At 33.6% G+C, this 21,222-nt stretch carries 17 protein-coding genes and 2 riboswitches; of the genes, 6 read left to right on the forward strand and 11 right to left on the reverse strand.

Annotated elements, in window-relative coordinates; all coding sequences use genetic code 11:
- Positions 1 to 141: 141 nt before the first annotated feature.
- Positions 142 to 1,416 (reverse strand): helix-turn-helix transcriptional regulator, encoded by a 1,275-nt coding sequence (locus MHH88_RS11445; RefSeq protein WP_339258128.1) that lies wholly within the window; start codon positions 1,414 to 1,416, stop codon positions 142 to 144.
- Between the two features lie 384 nt (positions 1,417 to 1,800).
- Between MHH88_RS11445 and MHH88_RS11450 the strand changes: the two genes are divergently transcribed.
- From MHH88_RS11450 to MHH88_RS11470, 5 genes are all read left to right on the forward strand, one after another.
- Positions 1,801 to 2,508: a hypothetical protein gene (locus MHH88_RS11450; RefSeq protein ID WP_339258130.1), complete on the forward strand. Its 708-nt coding sequence runs from the start codon at positions 1,801 to 1,803 to the stop codon at positions 2,506 to 2,508.
- A gap of 41 nt (positions 2,509 to 2,549) precedes the next feature.
- Positions 2,550 to 4,286, forward strand: coding sequence for a lanthionine synthetase LanC family protein (locus tag MHH88_RS11455; protein WP_339263049.1), 1,737 nt, complete (start codon positions 2,550 to 2,552; stop codon positions 4,284 to 4,286).
- Positions 4,283 to 5,584: a hypothetical protein gene (locus MHH88_RS11460; RefSeq protein ID WP_339258132.1), complete on the forward strand. Its 1,302-nt coding sequence runs from the start codon at positions 4,283 to 4,285 to the stop codon at positions 5,582 to 5,584. The genes MHH88_RS11455 and MHH88_RS11460 overlap by 4 nt, the downstream gene beginning before the upstream one ends.
- Positions 5,585 to 5,748: 164 nt before the next feature.
- Positions 5,749 to 7,212, forward strand: coding sequence for an ABC-F type ribosomal protection protein (abc-f, locus tag MHH88_RS11465; RefSeq protein ID WP_339258134.1), 1,464 nt, complete (start codon positions 5,749 to 5,751; stop codon positions 7,210 to 7,212).
- Positions 7,213 to 7,403: 191 nt separating this feature from the next.
- A complete protein-coding gene (locus tag MHH88_RS11470; RefSeq protein ID WP_339258136.1) occupies positions 7,404 to 8,600 on the forward strand; it encodes a class I SAM-dependent rRNA methyltransferase in 1,197 nt (398 codons plus the stop codon).
- A gap of 322 nt (positions 8,601 to 8,922) precedes the next feature.
- On the opposite strand, the gene MHH88_RS11475 is transcribed toward MHH88_RS11470, so the two are convergent.
- The 6 genes from MHH88_RS11475 to MHH88_RS11500 form a co-directional block, all read right to left on the reverse strand.
- Complete coding sequence (locus tag MHH88_RS11475) at positions 8,923 to 9,738, reverse strand: cytochrome c oxidase assembly protein (RefSeq protein ID WP_339258138.1); 816 nt, start codon at positions 9,736 to 9,738, stop codon at positions 8,923 to 8,925.
- Positions 9,739 to 9,760: 22 nt separating this feature from the next.
- The gene (locus tag MHH88_RS11480; RefSeq protein WP_339263051.1) at positions 9,761 to 10,240 is read right to left on the reverse strand and encodes a DUF2243 domain-containing protein; all 480 of its coding nucleotides are present in this window, start codon (positions 10,238 to 10,240) and stop codon (positions 9,761 to 9,763) included.
- Positions 10,241 to 10,404: 164 nt separating this feature from the next.
- On the reverse strand, positions 10,405 to 11,244 hold the full coding sequence (locus MHH88_RS11485) for an MBL fold metallo-hydrolase (RefSeq protein ID WP_339258140.1): 840 nt from the start codon (positions 11,242 to 11,244) through the stop codon (positions 10,405 to 10,407).
- A 199-nt stretch (positions 11,245 to 11,443) separates the two neighbouring features.
- Positions 11,444 to 11,647: a hypothetical protein gene (locus MHH88_RS11490; protein ID WP_339258142.1), complete on the reverse strand. Its 204-nt coding sequence runs from the start codon at positions 11,645 to 11,647 to the stop codon at positions 11,444 to 11,446.
- Between the two features lie 230 nt (positions 11,648 to 11,877).
- Positions 11,878 to 12,552, reverse strand: coding sequence for a precorrin-3B methylase (locus MHH88_RS11495; protein ID WP_339258144.1), 675 nt, complete (start codon positions 12,550 to 12,552; stop codon positions 11,878 to 11,880).
- A 38-nt stretch (positions 12,553 to 12,590) separates the two neighbouring features.
- A complete protein-coding gene (locus MHH88_RS11500) occupies positions 12,591 to 13,586 on the reverse strand; it encodes an ABC transporter substrate-binding protein (RefSeq protein WP_339258146.1) in 996 nt (331 codons plus the stop codon).
- A 162-nt stretch (positions 13,587 to 13,748) separates the two neighbouring features.
- Positions 13,749 to 13,935: riboswitch (cobalamin riboswitch) on the reverse strand.
- Positions 13,936 to 14,114: 179 nt separating this feature from the next.
- On the opposite strand from MHH88_RS11500, the gene MHH88_RS11505 reads away from it, so the two are divergent.
- Positions 14,115 to 16,052, forward strand: coding sequence for a translation factor GTPase family protein (locus tag MHH88_RS11505; RefSeq protein ID WP_339258148.1), 1,938 nt, complete (start codon positions 14,115 to 14,117; stop codon positions 16,050 to 16,052).
- Positions 16,053 to 16,139: 87 nt separating this feature from the next.
- Here the strand turns inward: MHH88_RS11505 and MHH88_RS11510 are convergent, their stop codons facing one another.
- From MHH88_RS11510 to MHH88_RS11525, 4 genes are all read right to left on the reverse strand, one after another.
- Complete coding sequence (locus tag MHH88_RS11510; RefSeq protein WP_339258150.1) at positions 16,140 to 16,913, reverse strand: hypothetical protein; 774 nt, start codon at positions 16,911 to 16,913, stop codon at positions 16,140 to 16,142.
- A 271-nt stretch (positions 16,914 to 17,184) separates the two neighbouring features.
- Positions 17,185 to 17,373: riboswitch (cobalamin riboswitch) on the reverse strand.
- A gap of 147 nt (positions 17,374 to 17,520) precedes the next feature.
- Positions 17,521 to 18,765, reverse strand: coding sequence for a methyl-accepting chemotaxis protein (locus MHH88_RS11515; protein ID WP_339258152.1), 1,245 nt, complete (start codon positions 18,763 to 18,765; stop codon positions 17,521 to 17,523).
- A gap of 183 nt (positions 18,766 to 18,948) precedes the next feature.
- The gene (gene aspA, locus MHH88_RS11520; protein WP_103976498.1) at positions 18,949 to 20,367 is read right to left on the reverse strand and encodes an aspartate ammonia-lyase; all 1,419 of its coding nucleotides are present in this window, start codon (positions 20,365 to 20,367) and stop codon (positions 18,949 to 18,951) included.
- A 152-nt stretch (positions 20,368 to 20,519) separates the two neighbouring features.
- Positions 20,520 to 21,149 (reverse strand): NAD(P)-dependent oxidoreductase, encoded by a 630-nt coding sequence (locus MHH88_RS11525; protein WP_339258154.1) that lies wholly within the window; start codon positions 21,147 to 21,149, stop codon positions 20,520 to 20,522.
- Between the last annotated feature and the right edge of the window lie 73 nt (positions 21,150 to 21,222).

Below are 21,222 nucleotides of genomic sequence, written 5' to 3' on the forward strand. Positions count from 1 at the left end.
ACACTAAACAATGCGATAATAGAGCAAAATGTTTTTTAAAGGATGACAACATGACACTAGGTAAGGCATTGGTCGAAAGTACCAATGCCTTATTTCTTTAAAATAATATACATACAATGCGCTTCGTTGATTAAACAATCGTTAATTTGTTCCTTTTCTTATATTTTCACTTATTTCAAGAGCGTACTCATACAGCTCACATGATTTTTTATACCACTTAATGTTTTTATAAAATTCCGCAAATAATTTTGCATAAAAAATCAATAAATTATATAATTTATTTTTTTTAAAATAGTTCAAGCATTTTTCTTCTAAATCACTAAAACTAGTAGCGTTTTCCCTATTTAATTTCCCTAATAAAATAAAAGTAAAAATATCTCGTTGATATTGTAAATTAAGTGGAAGATTTTCAAAAGTATTATTTACATTGTTTAAATACGCTATAGCTTCTCCTAGATCCCCCTTCTTATATGTACAGCGTATAATATTAATATATTCACTTCCTTCTTGTTTATAATTTAACGCAAGTTTGTAATTATAAATTGCTTTTTCTAAATTACCCTCTCTCTCAAAACAACATCCCAAATTAGAATAAATAATAGTATAATTCTCTGGACGCTTCATTTTATCTGAATTTTCCAAAATTTTAAAACATATATTAATATGAGTTTGTGCTAATTTATATTGAGCTAGGTTATTTTTAGCTATTGCTAATAAGATGTGACATTTAAAAGAAAAATTCGGGAGATATACCGTTTTGAAATATTCTAATGCATTTTGACAATAATCAATTGACTCTAAATACCTATATTCTTTACACAAAACTAATGCAACGTTAAAGCGAAAACACGCTACTTCAAAATCACCAGCTTGAATATTTAAATTACTTTCATTACTTATTAAGTTTAAAGCTATATTTGTTTGGTTTGTAAGATAATAAAGTGATATAGCAACATTTAAATAAATAAACTTATTTCTATCAGAAAATGTGTTATATATTTCACTTAGTTGATTAATAATATCCTCCGCTTCTATATATTTATTCAAAGATAGTAAATATTTAGAATTTATAAGTTTTGATTTTATATATAAATCATTATTAGCCAAATACAAATATGAGTTCTCGAATATACTCAAATCATAATCCTTAATTTCTTCTTTTAAAAGTAGTTTTGAATAAATAGCTTCTAAATTCTCATCCAAATTATTTAGATCCTCAATAAAATTTTCGTAATCCAGATTTAAACGATCTAAAATTAATTTATACGTTTCTGCACTAGGAATTACATGACAATTTTCAATCCTACTTAAATAGGATGGAGTACATATGCCCTCACTTATTTCCTCTTGTGTAAATCCTAATCTCCGTCTAGTAATTTTAATTAAAGGACCAAAATTATAATGCCTTTTTTTCATATAATTCTCCCCTTTTTTATGTAATTTTTAATAAAAAACACTCTTTAATGCCCATTTACTTTCTTAATTGTTAAATGGTTTTTTGACTTGCTAATTAATATAATAATTAAAAAGATAGGAGGTGATATTATGAACAAAGTATTAGAGCTACTACGTTTGCCTGCCGAGAAGACAGAAAAAAATGTGCGAATGGCTAAATCTACAAAATGCATAGAAAGAACAACAAAAACAACATTATAATTACTGTAAAACTAGAAAATCCTAAAAGTTGAATTTTCTACAAATTAAAATATCAGTATGATTAATGTGTAAACAATCATACTGATATTTTTTAATTTATTCCAGAATCTTAATTAAATTTAGTGACAGAAGGAGTATTTGACGATGGATAAATTACAAGTAAAGAATTTTCTATATGGCAGTAAGAAACACAAGCTAAAATTAACAGAAAATATAATCCCTTCATTAAATATTAAAAATGTTGCAAATTTTGAAGAAAGCTTCTTTTCTATATATCATTTATATATTTACAAAAAAGCAATCTTACCAAGACAGGGCTGGAAAATTCATATTTCTTGTACAAAATTTAATTATCAAAAAGTCTTAGATATTGTTTACAAATATTGTATAGAAAATAACATAAGCTTCAAATTTATTTATAATAAATCCGAATTCTCATACTGTATATCTGGTGAAAATTCCCCATTACAGGTAGGTAAATTTATTACAATCTATCCTAGTGATAAAAGTCATTTCAAAAATATTATACAATCATTATACAAGCTATTAGAAAATTTCAAAGGACCCTATGTCTTATCTGATAAACGCTATAAAAATTCGAATATTTATTATAGATATGGAGTAATTGAATCGGATAGCGATTACTTAATTGCGCCTAATGGAGATAAAATTCTAGATAATCGTCGTTTTTATTCTGTTCCCTCTTTTGAAGAAGAACCATTTACAAATGAAAACTCTTTCGAACTAGTAAATAATTACATTGATAAAATTATTTTTCCAAAAAAATTATTCATCAATCGGCATCAGGGAATGTATATTTTTCAATATATAACGGAAAAAGTGCAATTCTAAAAGAAGCTAGGCCGTATGTTACAGGTATATGGGGTACAGCCATTGATGACTTGAAAAATGAAATTAAAATACTGAATACACTAAAAGGAATTCCAGGTATTCCAAAAATTTATAGAGAATTTATTGAGTGGGAAAACTTTTTTGTTATACAAGAATACATCGATGGGGTTACTTTCACTGAAATAAGAGCAGATGTGACACTTTATAAAGATATAACCCTTCATAAAATTATTAAGGAATCAATCATATTATTAGAAAAAATACACCAAAAGAATATTATATTAAACGATATAAGCCCAAATAATTTTATGTTATCTAGAAAAAACAAACCTTATGTTTGGGTTTGTGATTTTGGTTCTTCTTATATTTATAATGAATATTCTCTATCCCATTTTAAATTGGGATCTACAGAAGGTTATTACGATAATACTCTCGCTAATTTAACTGCATTCGAATCGGATTATCATAAATTAGGTTATTTACTAATGAATTTTATATTTCCTTCTAATAGATTAAACTATATTGATTCAAGTGGAGCATCCTCATTAAAACAATTTAATTTATACTGTATTGATAATGAAGTTCCAATAGCTGTTTGTAAAATAATAAATCTTTTAATTAACCAAAATGATGGTTGGAAAGAAGAACTGTCTACAATATTAAAAAATATTGATTCTAGGGTAAGTTTAAATAAAGAACCTATTCCTAAAAGAAAAGTTTTACTAGAAAGAATAAAAAGATCATACTTAAAGAATCTAAACACTATTGAATCTGTTTATTATAAATATTTCAATGAATATTACCTATCACCACCCAATACCTCTTTTTTCAATATTTTATCTGGTTTCTATTTACCAACATTGATAGCTGGAATTAATAAACCTAATTTATTATTACCGAAAGATATAACTTTAGGAGGAATTAATAATAGTAACCTAGGATTTTTACTAAATCCTCATTTAAAAAAAGAGTTCTTTTTAAAGAAAACACTAGATTTAGACATAATAAATTGGTTGAAAAATTCTACTGATTTAAGTATTTCAAATGGAATAACAGGTTTTGGGATAATATTAATGCTAAGTGATTCTAATAAGAAAATCTTTGAAGTAGATGTTTATTTAAGCATTATAGATAATAAAATAAATATTAGAAAATTACCCTTTAAGAAAGGAGAACATTTAGGTTTATTTGAAGGTTATCTTGGTCTGGCATATTTTGAGTTATTACTTTATAACAGGAATAAAAATATAAAAAATTTAAATAAATCCTTGTCTATTATTAATAAAATATTAGACTGTATTATTCAATTGGAAACCGATGAAACACTTTATTATCCAATTTCTATTGGAGGTAATACATCCTCACCTTATATAATGGACGGACTGTCAGGTTTTCTTTATGTAGCATTAGAATTATATTTAATCGATGACATAGATAATAAATTAAAAATTGAACTAAAAGACAAATTTATTTTCCCTTGCGTTAAATCTTTAACAAATGATAAGTGGGCTCAATACCCTGGTTTTTTAGATGGATTAACAGGAATTGCCTATACAATATTCAAAGTAGGTAAAACTTTCTCCTTAAATTCATTGTTAGATGAGGCTATGTCTATTTTATTAAATGTTGATACGTTTAATATCAATAATCACTTTTGCACTTATATCCCAGATAAATCCTATAATAAATTTACTTTCGACATTAAATCAGGTAATGCTGGGATTGCTTATGTTCAAAATAAGATTTTGGCATTTTTCAAAAAGGATATAAAGCAATGAATATATTTTTTAAAAACAGAAATTTCAGATATCTATTAACATCAAATATTTTAAGTGTAATTGGCATTACCCTATTTGATATTGTCTTTATCATATATGCAAAATCTTTTCCAAATCCAGAATTAGCAATCAGTGCTGTTACATTTATTTCTACTTTACCTTTTTTATCAGATTTTTTATTGGGATATGCTGCAGACAAAACTAAAGACCCGATCAAAATGATAATTAAAATAAGAGCTTTTCAAGCTTCGCTTTATTTTATATTCGCTATAGTAGTAGATTTTTCTCAAAGTTGGATAGTTTTCGGAATTGTGCTATTAATTAATTTACTTAGTGATTTATCAGGTACTTATAGTACCTACCTTACCTTACCTATTACTAAAAATATAGTTGAGCAAAAAAATTTGACATCTGCCAGATCCTTTCAAACTGGTATTATGAATATAATAGATTTGACTGGTAAATTATTTGGTGCAACTTTAATCGTTCTATTAAAGTATAACTATAGTTTATTTGGATTATTAAATGCGTTTTTCTTCACACTATCTGTTATTTTATTTTGGATAAATCGGAAAAGTTTTTATGAGGTTGTTTCTTATGCAAGAAACGAGAAATTTGTAAATAAAAGCCTTAAAAAAACAGTAAAACAGTTTTATATAGACTCCCTAAACAATTTGAGAATTTTGAACTCTATTCGACAAATATTTCATTTCACAATTATCTTTTCTATAATGAATCTAATTAGTTCAGCGCAGTTTTCTCTAATTCCTCTGTCATATAACAAATATGAACATCTACAATTTGGTTCATTTGGATTCACAATTGCCTTATTCGGAACAATTGAAAGTTTTGGATTAATTCTAGGCGCTCTAGTGCCTTTAAGCTATTTTAAAAATAAATCTGTAGAGTTTAATCTAATAATGGAAATCTTATTAACCTGCGGGATAATTCTTAATATAATGTACATTCAAGATAAATATTCATTATTGTTACTTACCTTTTTATCTGGATACTTTTTGGGTTTGTCCAATCCTAGGATTGATTCCTTTATAATGATTATTACTCCTGAAAACTCTTTAAGTTCAGTAACTAGTATTTTTTATTCCATTATTCAGCTCACAGTACCCATAGGAAGCGCACTTTTTTTATTCATAGCAAATACTGTCTCTATTGAATTATCATGGTTTATTTTATTAATAATTTCTTTTATTTTATTATTTTTTTCTATAATACTAAGCAAAAAATACTCCACAATTCCTGAAACCCTGCCTGACTCCCCTATTAGTAACAGAAATTAAAAGAAGGAAGAATTAAAAATTTACAGTAAATGCATTTTTTAATTTTTTTTGCCAATGTTCTATTTTTTTAGTAGGATTTTTATATTTAAATGCATATACACACCAAATTATTGAATGTATGCAACTTTAATAATCACATCATCTCCATTGGAGGTCATCTAATTATGAAAATAGAAATTAAAAATCTGAATTTTAGCTTTGATACACTTGAACAACCAATCTTTCGTCATATCAATTTAAATATTGATACTACATGGCGTCTTGGATTAATCGGTAGAAATGGAAGGGGGAAAACAACGTTTTTAAACTTACTTATGCAAAAATATCCTTATGAAGGTGATATCATTTGTGATATAGATTTTGTATATTTCCCTCAAACTATTGCGAATAAAAAGAATTTAACATTCTATGCAATTGAAGAAATTATGGATTTAGAATTATGGAAACTAGAACGGGAATGCCAATTATTGTCTTTAGATAAAGAGATTTTATGGCAACCATTTGAACAATTATCAGGCGGTGAGCAAACAAAAGTTTTGTTAGCCGCAACTTTTTGTGAAGAGTCCAAATACCCCCTTTTGGATGAGCCTACCAATCATTTGGATATAAATGCCCGGAGAAAAGTATCTGAATATTTAAAAAGAAAGAAAGGCTACATTGTAGTGAGCCACGATCGACATTTTATAGATGAAGTGGTTGATCATATTATAGTTATTGAAAAAAATCAATTAAATACTTTTAAAGGAAATTTTTCAACATATGAGAAGCAAAAACAATTACAAGATCAATACGAAATTGAACAAAATAATCAAATAAAAGTAGAAATTGAGCGCTTGAAAAAAACTTCAAAGGAAAAGGCTAATTGGGCTATAAAGCGAGAGAGGAATTCTGGAAATGATGCGTTTGAAAATGCAAGAGCAGCTCGTATGATGAAAAAATCGAAAGTAATCGAGAAGCGGATGCTATCAAAAATTGAAGAAAAAACAAAGCTTCTAAAAAATATCGAAAGTGTCGATTCTCTTAAGATTAATTGTTTGTTCAATCATCGAGACCCCGTTCTTCGAGCTAAAAATTTTTCCTTAGCTTTTAATGATAGATTACTTTTCAAACCAATTACATGTGAAATTTTCCAAGGTGAGCAAGTTGCATTAGTGGGACCAAATGGTAGTGGAAAAACGACACTATTAAATTATATAATTAACAGCAATTTTTATGGCACTATTAATGGTGAGCTTACAATTCCCCAAGGCATTACTAAAAGTATTATTCGCCAACATTACAATGACAATGCAGGTATATTAAAAGATTTTGCTACTGCACACCACCTTGACTACACACTTTTCTTACAAAACCTTCGTATTTTAGGTGTTGAACGTGATGTATTTCGTATTCCGATTGAAAAAATGAGCTATGGGCAAATGAAAAAGGTAGAATTTTCTAAATCATTAGGAACACCGGCGGAATTTTTTATTTGGGATGAGCCTCTAAACTATCTAGATATTTTCAATCAAAAACAAATCGAGTCCATGATAGAACAATTTAAACCTACCTTATTATTTGTCGAACATGATCAATCGTTTATCGCAAATATTGCAACAAAAATTATAGAGATTAATCCCTTTAGCTAATTTAAGAAAGAATTACATAGTAATTATGGACAAACTCTACTTTACTATTCTATTTATCTAATGATTAAGCTTAATCATTACACCAAATACGAGACTGAGGATGAAAAAATTGCGATATTCGTGAAATAAGTTTGTGTAATGACACTAAACAATGCGATAATAGAGCAAAATGTTTTTTAAAGGATGACAACATGACACAAACTATTGCATTACAAATTAACAATCAATTTGCAGGACCATTAAAAAAAGGTTATCCGCTAATTTCAAAAGATGCCGTTGATACACGCAAACTGCCTGCTGAAGAAGGAGCCCTACTTCGTCTGTTAGATATTCATAACCGCTTTATAGGGACAGGCTATTATGGTATCCAAAATAAAGGCATTGGCTGGTTGTTGTCTACCGATGCCAATGAAGAAATTGACAAAACTTTTTTTGCAAAAAAAATTAAAAAGGCCGTTCAAAATCGTGAAGTATTCTTTAATAATCCTGATACGACTGCTTTTCGTGTCTTTAACGGCGAGGGTGATGGCATCGGTGGTATGACTATTGACTTCTTCGATGGCTATTATATGGTGAGTTGGTATAGTGCTGGCATTTATTCATTTAAAGAGGTCATTTATGAGGCACTTTCAGAAACCGTAAACTTTAAAGCGATATATGAGAAAAAGCGTTTTGATAGTAAAGGACAATATATCGAACAAGACGATTTTGTAATGGGCACACCTGGTGAGTTTCCACTAATCGTGAAGGAAAATGGCATGAATTACGCTGTCCATTTAAATGATGGTGCTATGACAGGTATTTTCCTCGACCAGCGTGACGTACGATTTGCTATTCGTGAACGCTATTCAAACGCTAAAACTGTGTTAAACACATTCTCGTATACAGGTGCGTTTTCTGTAGCAGCGGCACTAGGTGGAGCTACGAAAACGACAAGTGTCGATGTAGCCAAACGCAGTTTAGCCAAAACTATCGAGCAATTTAGTGTCAATCAAATTGACTATGAAGCACAGGATATTAAAGTAATGGATGTATTCCATTATTTCAAATATGCGCAACGCCATCAGTTGAAATTTGATCTTGTTGTATTAGATCCTCCTAGCTTTGCTCGAACAAAACAAATTACATTCTCAACTGCTAAAGACTATCCTAAGCTATTAAAAGATGCAATCGAGATTACTGAAAAAAATGGTATTATTGTGGCTTCTACAAATAATGCAAGCTTTGGTATGAAAAAGTTTAAAGGATTTATCGAGCAAGCATTTAATGACACGCATACTCGTTATAAAATTGTGGAGGAATACGGTTTACCAAAGGATTTCCGTGTGCCACGTGAGCATCCTGAATTCAACTACTTAAAAGTTGTTTTTATTCAAAAGCTAAACTAAAAAGTGTGACTTAAGTAAAGTCACTCACAAAGCTAGTAGACAAAGTCGAGTTTTTCAACTTTGTCTACTATTTTTTCTTAAATCAAGCTTCCATTAAGTTCTTCATCTGACATAGCAAAAGCTTTGACTCAACATCTAAAAGCGAGAGTGAAAGTAAAAGTTTTATTCCCTTTTTAATAAAAAAACAAGTGTTAGACCACCTTCCTTCAGTCAACCTAACACTTTTTTTGAGCGTATAGACGCCAAATTTATAACCATTCCCCATTTCGTTATCAACAATTTTTACGCGAATGCGCTGAAAACATATTCAGTAAAAATGGTGCTAGACAGAATCAATTTGTCGATTTTCTAAACTATCGCTTTTTTGCATCGGTTCAACTATTCGCGGTCTTACTGCTTTGTACCATTGTAAGCAAAGGATGAAAATTATCATCGCATCAATTACATCTCCACCATAATACATAACCATACTTCCGATTTCTGCTTGTGCGATTGGCACACCTTCAGTGGGATGTGCATAAATATATTTTGATAATATTCCATGTCCTGCCAATGCAATAATTAAAATGATTGCTCTGTAAATAAAGGATTTTCTGTGAAACACAGGATCAACATAAAGTATGGAAATCGTAAATACATACCCTGCTAGAAATACATGTAAATGGACAACTAAATGTAAGAGACTATTACCATGCATAAGTGCATATAGGTTAGTCGTGTATAATAACCAAAGCCACCCAATATTTAGTAAAATCGCAACTATTGGATGTGTAAGTATACGGAGAGGTCCGCTTTTTAGTATTTTGGTAAGTGCACGTGCTAATGAAGTACTCAAAGTTCTTAGTAAAAGTGTCATAGGTGCTGCCATCACAATAAGCAATGGGGCTAACATTCCTAAAAGTAAATGACTCACCATATGTGCTGTAAAATCCATCATTGCACGATTTGCTAAAGGCCCAACAACGGCAATAACCGCTAATATTATTCCCAAAACAAAACATACAATGCGATAAAGTGGCCACTTTTTATAATGACGATTCGTAATAACCACAGCACTTATATACATTATTAATAAAATACTAAATAACAATAAAAAAAATAGTTGTACAGAAACATGTAGAAAACCATACTGATTCATCTCCGCAATATGATTACTATGCTTAGCGCTCATAAGATGTAACCTTAGGTATGTGATAAGTGTTTTTAGTACGGATAGTAAGATAAATCCCTATAATGAATAGTATTGTAGCAAGAATATTCCAAATTAAATCATATGTTATTACATTTTCTACATACCTTATCTGATGTATCCGCATTAACTTATGTTGAATAATACCATCATATAATTGAAACCCTCCTGCGCCTAAAAATACACCACCTAGCCATCTTGCAAACCTTAGTCCATTTTTACGACGTAAATCTGCAAATAAAAATAAACCTGCAATTGTCGCAAACCAACTAAATGCGTGGAAAAAGCCGTCCGATATTAAACCAATTTCAGTTGTCGATTTATCGTAAAAGTGATGCCAGCGTAATAGTTGGTGAAAAAATGTTTCATCAATAAATGCTACTAATCCTATACCGAAAAGAAACCCTGACCAGACATTTCGCTGTGCGTAAGGATGTCCATTTTTTAGCATTGAACGATTATTCTCATCATGTTTTTTTATAATCATTCCTTCTTTCTCTAATAGTTTGTGTTATTATTCCCTAATGTCACAGTGATTACACCTCAGTACAAATGATTGAATGATTTGGCACTAATAAAAGCCCCTAAAATCTTCAAGCTTTAGGGACCTATCACTTAATTCTGATAATACTTAGGCAGAGCAATTTGATTGAAATCATTCACTAAATTTCGCAGTGCTTCACTCAATTCGTCACCAACCATTGGTAAACCATGACCAGTAATCATTACATTAGGCTTTAATGCTGCTAACTTTTCAACTGACTCTTTGGCAGCAGACCAATCAGTTGTAAAATATTGAGGCGGTCCACTTATCTCTTTTTGTTGCGTCAGCACTTTATAAAGTGACTCTTGTTTTACCGTAACAAAAGCATCCCCAACAATTAGTGTGCGATCTTCCTCTCTAAATAAAGATAGATGTCCTGGTGTATGTCCTGGCGTGTGAATCCAACGAAAACCAGGCATATAAGGAATGCTACCATCAGCAGGAATTTCTTTTATATTTCCCCCTAAATTAATCGCTTCATGTGGAAAAAAAGGTGACATTTTCGCTACCCACCCATTGCTAACAGCAGGGTCTGGATTTGGATAGTTTTGTTTTCCAGTTAAATAGGGAAGTTCTAAACGATGTGCATAGACAGGTACATGCCAATGCTTTATTAATTCAATAATACTTCCAACATGATCAAAATGTCCGTGTGTCAAAATTATTGCTTTAGGCTGACAATCATCGCCAAACCGCTCTTCAACTACGGAAATAATCTCCTCTGCACTTTTTGGCATGCCAGCATCAATTAATACAAATTCATTCGTATGTGGATACCCGTATAGCACGATATTGACAATTTGAACTGTATACATATATACATCATCTAATACTTCTATTCCAACTCCACTTCTAACAGATGTAGCAGGAATATATTTATAATCTACTCCATAGTTTAAATTTTCCTCCATAATAACCACCTTCTCTTATATTTTTCTTTTCGTAACAGTTACCATCATTAAAAATCGTTTGTCCTACTCTTTCATCATGTCTATGCATGATTATAAGTATAGAAAGACAAGAAAAAGACAAAATATAAGTTCGTAGTGTTTCACTACTTATAGGGCTGCTGAGAGAAATCAAAGCAGCTTTTTGTTATTTTCACCCTATTTAAGTCATCAATTTTTCCATAATAGCCCAAACTTTATTGTATGATGAATGGAATTGTTTTTTATCATTTTGAATTCCACGCCTTACTAAACGAAATCCTCTTGCTTCAAGATCTGCAATAGCAACATCTAACTCCTTATTATTTTTCCGCTGTATTGGCGGTAATCGAAACACACCATTTTGTGCTGATAAACGATTAAACATTTCTACATCCCCTTAAAATGTAATCGACTTATCGTGAGCACATGGCATACGATTTATTCAACTAAGCTGTCGGTATATATGTCCAATTGAAGAAAAAGTGTTAAATTGACATCCGTCAATCTAACACTTAATTACAAGTTGCTTCCCACTCTTCGCTCCATAGGCTATATCTATAATTATAGATAGCGATACGGTCATCGCATACAAACTATGTCATGGATAGCCTTACTTTATTTCACATTATGCATTGTTTGCCAATATTCGGCGGTATTCGTTCTGCGATAAAATTTATAGAAAGGCTCATTTGGACGTGCATGTTGTTGATAAAGCGCAATAATATGCTGTAAAAAGTTTGCTATTTTTTGCACCGAAACGCCTTTAGCAAATAATGTCCCCGCCTGTGCTTTTGCCCCCATTGGAATAGCCCCTAAATAAACATCGAAGCTATCTTTTTGATAGACAAGTCCAATATCATCATAGACAGCATTATAGCAAGCTGACGCACAGCCATTGACATTTAACCGCAATGTTGATGGCACCTTTTGTCCCTGCAACTCAATGTATAATTGTTCTGCAATCTCGGCCGCTTCCATTCGCTCTCCATCACAAAAATCACAAGCCTTGAACGCAACAATGGAGCCTGATGGTGAAATATATAAGCCCACTTCTTGCAGTTCACTTATAACGTCTTGAACTGTTCGCGTAGGAATGGACAACAATATACAATAGGATGCTGAATATTTAATGGCCCCACTGTCCCCTACGACTTCTGCTATTTTTTGAAATTGCTCGGGTGTATAATGTTTATTAATAATACCCGGACTTATTGCGAGACGAGTAAATTGACCATCTATATTTAATTTTTCAAATGTACGTTCTGGTATATTTGAACGAAATGCATTCATTTTTTATTCTCCTTAAATCTCGCTAGTCTCTAAAGTTATTAAAAATTTTCTGGATAGAATCCTTTAGCCAAAATTTTGATAGCCTCTGCCGCACGAACCCCTTCTGAAGCAGCTGAAAGCGGTAATATGACAAAACGCTCATTGTGCACAGCGTCGGTTTCCTTTAATGCAGGATCATTTTTCAGGAAATGTATTTTGTCTTCAGCACTTTGAGAACCATAATCAATCACGACAATTACCTCCGGGTTGCGTTCTACTGTATCTTCTTTTGAGACAGTTGCCCATCCAGATTCAATTTCACCAAAAATGTTTTTACCACCAGCGACAGTGACAAGCTCATTCATAAAATTTTGAGCAGCAGTAAAGACTTCCTTATCCCCACTATCATAGACAAGCACACGTAGCTCCTTTTCTCCTTGCGGTAACTTTGCACGCACTGCATCAACATCTTTTGTCATTTGATCGACTAATGCTTCTCCTCGATCTTCAACACGGAAAATTTTTGCGATATTGCGAATATCCATAAAAATATCATCTAGCGTCGGTTTCGTTATACTTGAAGAATGATGTAAATATGTGTGGATACCAAGTGTCTCTAATTCTTCTGGTGTACCAACACCCTTTTCACTAAAGCCACTTTTCCATCCAGCGTATAAAAAATCGGCTTCACTATCTATCACTTGTTCTTTTGTTGGGTACTGCTCTGCTATTACTGGTACTTTATCGTAGGCAGCTTGTAAAGGTTCATAAATTTTATCATCTAAATAGGCTGTACCAACCATTGAATCTTCTAAGCCTAAAGCTAACATAATTTCCGTTACATGCTGATTTAAACTAATCGCCTTTTTAGGTGCCTCTGTATAAACTTGTGTAGTACCATTATTGTCAATGGTTACTTCTGTCGCCTCGCTTTGTGCAGGGTCGATATGCTCACTTTGTGTAGCACTTTCCGAGTTGTCTTTCGCACTACAAGCTCCTAAAATGCTTATAATCGCAATGGCAACAACTAGCCACATGCCTTTCCATTTGTTCATGGTTCCATTTCTCCTTTAATTATGTAATTGGATTTGTATAGGAAGAAATCAATGATTTCCTTGCTACTAGCACATAAAAAAACCCCCTTGTTTCCAAGAGGGTGACATAGTGATAAATACATTGGGTATTTAAACAATCACTATCACCATCCTCGTGGTGTTAAGTAAAAAATACATATTGGCAGGTATCCTGGCTTAGGTTCATCGCTTATACGTCTTCCCATAGTTCAACTACAGTGACTATTGTATAAACTCCCCATTTACAGTTGCGGGACAGCATCGGAATTTCACCGATTTCCCTTTTAAGCAAATGACTAAAGCCATTTGCACCAATATATAGCAGTTTTTAGTTATAAAAATAGACTAGCAGAAGGTATTTTTGATTTCAATCACACAAAAAAATCCATAAATGATACTTGTTAATAAACTATCACTATTTAAACATGAAAGCGAACTATTTGTCACGAAATGTTTGAGCGATCATTCTGGTACAATGAATAGAGACTACATTAGAAATGAGGATTTTTTATGTATAAAACGATTGGTGTACTCGCACATGTCGATGCAGGAAAAACAACTTTTTGTGAGCAATTATTATTTCACACAAATAGTATCCAATCTCGTGGAAGAGTCGATCATCAAGATACATTTTTAGATAATCATGCAATTGAACAAGCCCGAGGAATTACCATTTTTGCGGAACAAGGACGGATGCAAATAGAAAATGATACATATACGCTGATTGACACACCTGGACATGTAGACTTTTCACCTGAGATGGAACGTGCCATACGTGTAATGGATTACGCCATCATTATTGTCAGTGCTGTAGAGGGTTTACAAGGTCATACAGAAACAGTTTGGCAGTTGCTCCGTCAATACCATATACCAACCTTTTTCTTTATTAATAAAATAGACCGTGAAGGGGCGGATATCAATGCGGTTATAAACCAACTACAAAAGGATTGTTCTGACAACATCCTGTTAATCGATGCCCCATTACGTAAAGATTTTATACAAAGCTATATTGCTGAGTGGCTAGCCGAGCGCGATGATCACCTTCTCGAGGCCTTTTTAACAGATACACTCGATGCCTCAACGTGCCTGTTACAGTTACAAAAGATGATTAAAGAAGAGCGAGCATTTCCCTGCTTTGTTGGTGCTGCTTTAAAAGATATTGGAATCAAGGAATTTGTATCACAGCTACCCCTCCTGACACAGACACACTTCGACCTTCAAGCACCCTTTCAAGGAGAAGTGTTTAAAATTCGCCATGATGGCACACAACGCTTAACTTTTATAAAAGCTTTACAAGGAACATTGCATACTCGCGATGACTTTTCATTTGGCGATGTTACGGAAAAAATAACAGAAATCAGGTTGTATAATGGGCGCCGTTTTCTTACAACCCAAGCTGTGCAAGCAGGAGACATTTTTGCAGTGAAAGGGCTTAGCCTAGCGAAGATTGGGGACATTTTAGGAAGTACAATAATCCCTAAACCTTATGAACTTGTGCCTACATTACAAGCAAAAGTACTGTATGAAGGGCAACAGCATATAAAGGAAATTTTACAGATTTTTCGCTTACTCGAAGCCGAGGAACCGTCGTTACGAGTCGTTTGGCAGGAAAAATTCCAAGAAATTCATGTACATATTATGGGTGTCATACAACTTGAAGTACTTGCTGAAGTTTTAAAAAATCGCTTTTCACTTGATATTACCTTTGATAAGCCTCAAATTTTGTATATGGAGACGATTGCAACGACTGTAACTGGTTACGGACATTTCGAACCGCTCAAACATTATGCCGAGGTACACTTATTCATGGAGCCGAACAGCCGCGGAACTGGGAATACGTTTGTTAACGCCTGTCATGCTGATGATTTATCAGTAGGTCACCAACGCCTTATCGAAAAACATTTGTTTGAACGCGAGCATCACGGTCTATTAACTGGCTCTCCTGTTACCGATATTCGTTTTACACTGTTGACAGGACGAGCGCATATCAAGCATACCGAAGGAGGAGATTTTCGGGAAGCTACTTTCCGTGCATTAAGACAAGGGCTAGAACAAGCGGAGAATATCTTACTTGAGCCCTATTACCGCTTCAAAATGAAAGCATCCAATGATTTTATTGGGCGAATGATGAACGATATCCAACAAGCAGATGGTACTTTTGATTCTCCGATATTGTCAGAGGAGCAAGTCATTTTAACAGGACGTGTACCTGTTGCTACATTTATGCACTATAGTACTACTTTCGCTGCTTACACGAATGGCAAAGGCTCTTTATCTTTACAATTCGATGGCTATGATAGATGTCATAATAGCGAGGCAATAATCGCACAAATCAATTATAATAAACAGGCTGATCCTGACTATACGTCGTCGAGCATTTTTTGTGCGAAAGGAAAAGGCTATTCAGTCCCATGGAATGAGGCAAAAGCAGCCATGCATTGTCTATAAAATAAATAGGCATCGAATGTTTTTCGATGCCTTTCTGACAGAAAATCGAATACTGCATAACATGCGTACCAATACATTTTATATAATCTACAACGCTTTTTTCGTTTTCCTATTCAAAGAATTCGCTGACTCCACAATCACATACCCATGATGATTTGAGAAATCCACAAGAACCGAACCAGGCTTACTTTTTAAAATCTGTAATTGCTCAATACGTTGGAGTAACAATTGATGACCGTTGCCACGTGGATGCCAATTTAAATGATAATCATTTAATTCTTTTACACTTTGTAAAAACTGAGCATATTCACGCTCTACATAGTCTAGTAAATGTTGTATTTTACTATAGTCTTGATTTTCTTGAGCTACTAACGATAAATCTTCCATATACGTCTGATAAAAACGCATTACCATCGAACATAGTAAATCATTGACCCTTGCAGCACTTAAAATAGGCTTCGATTCTACATTCAGGCGATCCAAATTGGGTTTAGCTCGAATTGAATCGATGCGTGTAATTAAATGATAGGCTTCCTCATTTACTTCGTAAACGATTGGATTGGTTGGCATATACATCATAAAACCATTCTTTTTTGTTTTCAATTCATCAGCCACACTTGCTTTCGCAAATAAGTATCCTTCATAGTCATCATTTCGAATCCAAATAATGTCTTTATTATAAAAAATGCAATCAAATAATCGATCGTGCGGAATAAGCCCTGTGGCTAAAAACTGATCTACTAGTGCTTCAATAACCATTCTCGTTTTTCGTTGCTTGGCAACTTCCGTGCGCGGTTGCTTACAAATCTTCATATCAACATTTTTCTTTTCTCGTGTTGAACATACCTGAATTTTTGTCATACTTGCACCTCTTCTCGTACATATTTTCAAAACGAAGGTATCGATTACATAAAAAAAACGGATTTCCTGCAAATGTAGAGGAAATCCGTGATTATGGCCATCGTACTTCAAAAATATCATTCATCCGATAACATCAAACAGTGCACCAATGGAAGCGATCTGGCTTGATGCCGTATCCCTTTACATCCTTTGGTGTTGGTCGTTTGACGTACTGTGACGAACAGATTATTCTGTTTTGTCAACATGCCACCTCCTATTCCTCGTAGGTTTATGGTGTGTACTCGTAACAGGCAGGTCTCCTGACTTATGGTCATCGCTTCTTTTCACCTTCCCGTCGTTTGACAGTGGTCATAATTTGAAAAGACGCTCACATTCACAGTTGCGGGACAGCGTCGGATTTGCACCGACTTCCCTTTTAAGTAAATTGCACGCAATTTACACCTCTTACTACACGCTATTCAGTTGTGAAGGAATTTGCTAGAAAATTCCTATTAAACTATTACTTTATATTGTAAAGTAGTGGTATTTTAAAGTCAAACAGCAGCATAAAAGTATGTGCATTGCTATCAATGCACGAACTGTCACCTAAAGAACGATGCATTTTTATTTATACATGAAATTGATTTGTAATCTTTTGTAAATCATCAGCCTGTATCGTTAATTCCTGCGAAACTTGATTGACTGCTTGCATGGAAGCCGTTTGTTCATCCATTGACTGTAGCACAGCTTCTGTATAGCTGGACAATTGATCCATCCCCCCTGCAATTGTTGACACGAGATTAGCTACCTCATTTGCACGATTTGACAAGTAATTTACAGTTGTTGAAATGCCTTCGAGTTGATCAGTCATTTGGCTAACGTGCTGCGAAATGTTGCCAAAAGATTTTGTTGCTTCATCAATGACATAGACCCCCTGTTGAACATTTTTTAAGTCTTCTTCCACAGCCACAGCAACTTGTTTCGTATCACTTTCAATACCTACTACAAGATCCACAATTTGAATGGCAGAGTGCTTGGATTGCTCTGCTAATTGACGAACTTCTTCTGCAACGACTGCAAAACCTTTCCCATGTTCTCCAGCCCGTGCCGCTTCAATCGCAGCATTTAGAGCAAGTAAATTCGTTTGATCTGTAATCGTTGTAATCATTTCTGTCATTTTTTTAATATCCGTCATTTTACTTGATAATTGTTGTATTAAGGTACTTGTTTTATCTGTTGAAGATGAAATAAACTCCATCTGGTTTTTCGCAACATGCAAAATTTCTGCACCATTTCCTGCGATATCATTCGCTTCTTTCGCGTGGTTGAAAACATCCTGTGTGGCAACCGAAATACGCTCAATGCCGTCCACTGTTTCCTGCATCGCAACAGCACTATTGTTTGCCGATTGTGCGGCTTGTTTAAGGCCATTTGACGTTTTTTCCATTTGATGGTCAACTTCTTCAACAGCCATTGTAATTTCATTTGTACTGGCTGACAATTCTTCGATACTGGCAGATAAATCTGTCGAACTGTTGGCAATTGTTAGTGTCATCGTACGCAATTGCTCTTTCATCTCTAGAAAAGCATTTGCTAATTCTGAAATCTCACTATTGTCTTGTACAGTAATGACATCAGAGTCAAAGTTACCTACTGCAATTGCTTTCGCAGCATTAGATAATTGGTTAATAGGTTGAATCACTTTATATTTAACATAGAAGATATAGGATAAAGTAATGGAGATACCAATAATCGTTAATATTGTAGATAGCCATGCTAATGCTGTTAAATTAGCAAGATCTATTATTAACACTACAATCATTATTAAATTTAATAATGAAAAACCAAAAATACTTTTTTTTCGTAAAGTCATTCCAAAATCCCCTAACTATAATATTACTATAATACCATTATTATAGTTTATTTATCCTAAGATTGATAGAAATACGCCCATCTTTTATATGTATATTGGTATACTAAAAAAAGACAAAGGGAATAACGATGCCCTTTGTCTACAGAAAAAGCACTTTGCATAAAACAAAGTGCTTTTTAAAAATTATTTTAATTTCATCATACTAGAACCAGCGATACCTGGATGTGTCATTTCATATGGATCTAAAATTAAATCCAATTGCTCTTTCGTTAAGACACCTGCTTCAATACAAAGTTCACGAATTGAACGACCTGTAAGAATGGCTTCACGTGCAAGACGAGCAGCTACTTCATAACCGATATGTGGATTGACTGCTGTTAAAACACCCACACTTTTCTCTACATATTCCTTCATACGTTCTTCATTTGCTTCGATATCTTTTAAACAGTTTTCTGTAAATGCACGGAAAACGTTATTCATTATGCTAATTGATTGAATTAAGTTGAAAACCAGCACTGGTTCCATTACGTTTAATTCTAATTGACCCGCTTCAGATGCTAAAGAAATGGTATGGTCATTCCCAATTACTTGGAATGCAACTTGGTTTAGCACTTCTGGCATTACTGGATTTACTTTACCAGGCATAATAGATGAACCAGGTTGACGTGCGGGTAAAATAATTTCTCCTAAACCTGCACGAGGACCAGATGCCATTAAACGAAGGTCATTCGCAATTTTAGACATATTAATCATACAAATTTTTAATGCCCCTGACACTTCCGTATAAGCGTCGGTATTTTGCGTAGCGTCGACTAAATGTGTAGCACCTTTTAATGGTAAGCCAGAAATTTCAGCTAGATGTTGGTCTACAGATTTAATATAGTCTGGGAAAGCGTTTAGCCCAGTACCGACCGCTGTTGCCCCCATATTCACATCATATAAGTTTGGACGTGTTTGACGGATACGAACAATATCACGGTTAATTACACGACAATAAGCTTCAAACTCTTGTCCTAAGCGAATTGGTACAGCATCTTGTAAGTGCGTACGTCCCATTTTAATAACATGTGCAAATTGCTCTGCTTTTTGATGGAATACGGCTTGCATATTTTCCATCGTCACCAGAAGCTCATCGATTAAATTTAATACAGCAATATGAATCGCTGTAGGGAAGGCATCGTTTGTTGATTGTGACATATTAACATGACTGTTCGGACTAACCGTCTGATAGTCCCCTTTTGCTTTACCCAAAATTTCAAGAGCACGGTTCGCAATAACTTCATTCGCATTCATATTAATAGAAGTGCCTGCACCACCTTGGATTGGGTCTACTAGAAATTCAGCATCCCATTTACCATCGATGACTTCTTGTGCAGCCTCGACAATAGCCTCTCCAATTTCTTTTGATAATAGGTGTACTTCCATATTACCTAATGCTGCTGCTTTTTTTACAATACCCATTGCTTTAATTAGGGCTGGGTGAATTTTATAGCCTGTAATTGGGAAGTTTTCTGTTGCACGAAGCGTTTGAATCCCGTAATAAGCATCTGCTGGTAATACTCTTTCACCTAAAAAATCTTTTTCTATACGTTGTGTGGACATTATTGTCGTCTCCTTTGAACTAATACTCACACTGATAGTAGCTAATAAATGCCGTCTTGTAAACAGTCATTTATCAGTAAAATGAAAGTTTTTTTCGTAAACGACGATAAACAATGAGAAACCGAGCATATTTCTTACGCTCGGCAGTAGGATTATTTAGTTGAGGAAACGGTAAAACGTCTATTTAAAAAGTGTGGATTTTCTATTTCATCTAATACTGCAATCGCATAATCACTATAGCTGACATAGCTTTCACCTTTAGCATTCACTAACAAATGATCTATTCCAGTTGTATAGCTACCTGAACGTGGCCCTTCTGGATCAAATAGGGCAGAAGGACTTAAAAATGTCCACGAAATACTTGATGCTTGTAAGTCTTGCAGGTTTTCACCTTGATTTTTTGCAGTTGCCAAAAACATTTCCGGAAAATCGGGTGTCTCCATAACACGAATCGTTTTTTCTGGGTCTACAAAAAGGCTGCCTGCTCCACCCACTACGAATAGTTTTGTGGCAATGCCGTTAAAGATAGCAATTAAATGACGACCTACAGCAACATGTAATGCTTCTTGTCCAAGCGGTGCACCAAACGCATTCACAACAACATCAAAACCCTTTACATCTTCTTGTGTTAAATCCAATACATCTTTCTCCATCACTGTAATGTTCTCTTTTACTTTAGAAGCTGAACGAACAATGGCTGTAACGTTATGACCACGTTGTAATGCTTCCTCCACTATTTTTTGCCCTGCTTTTCCTGTTGCTCCAATAACGCCTATTTTCATTATAAAATCCTCCTATAATTTGTTGTAACCATTTTAGTTACAGGTTGAATACAGTAAGACCGACCTCGTTACG

Source organism: Lysinibacillus sp. FSL K6-3209 (genome assembly GCF_037976175.1).
In the GTDB taxonomy this organism is placed as follows: domain Bacteria; phylum Bacillota; class Bacilli; order Bacillales_A; family Planococcaceae; genus Lysinibacillus; species Lysinibacillus sphaericus_D.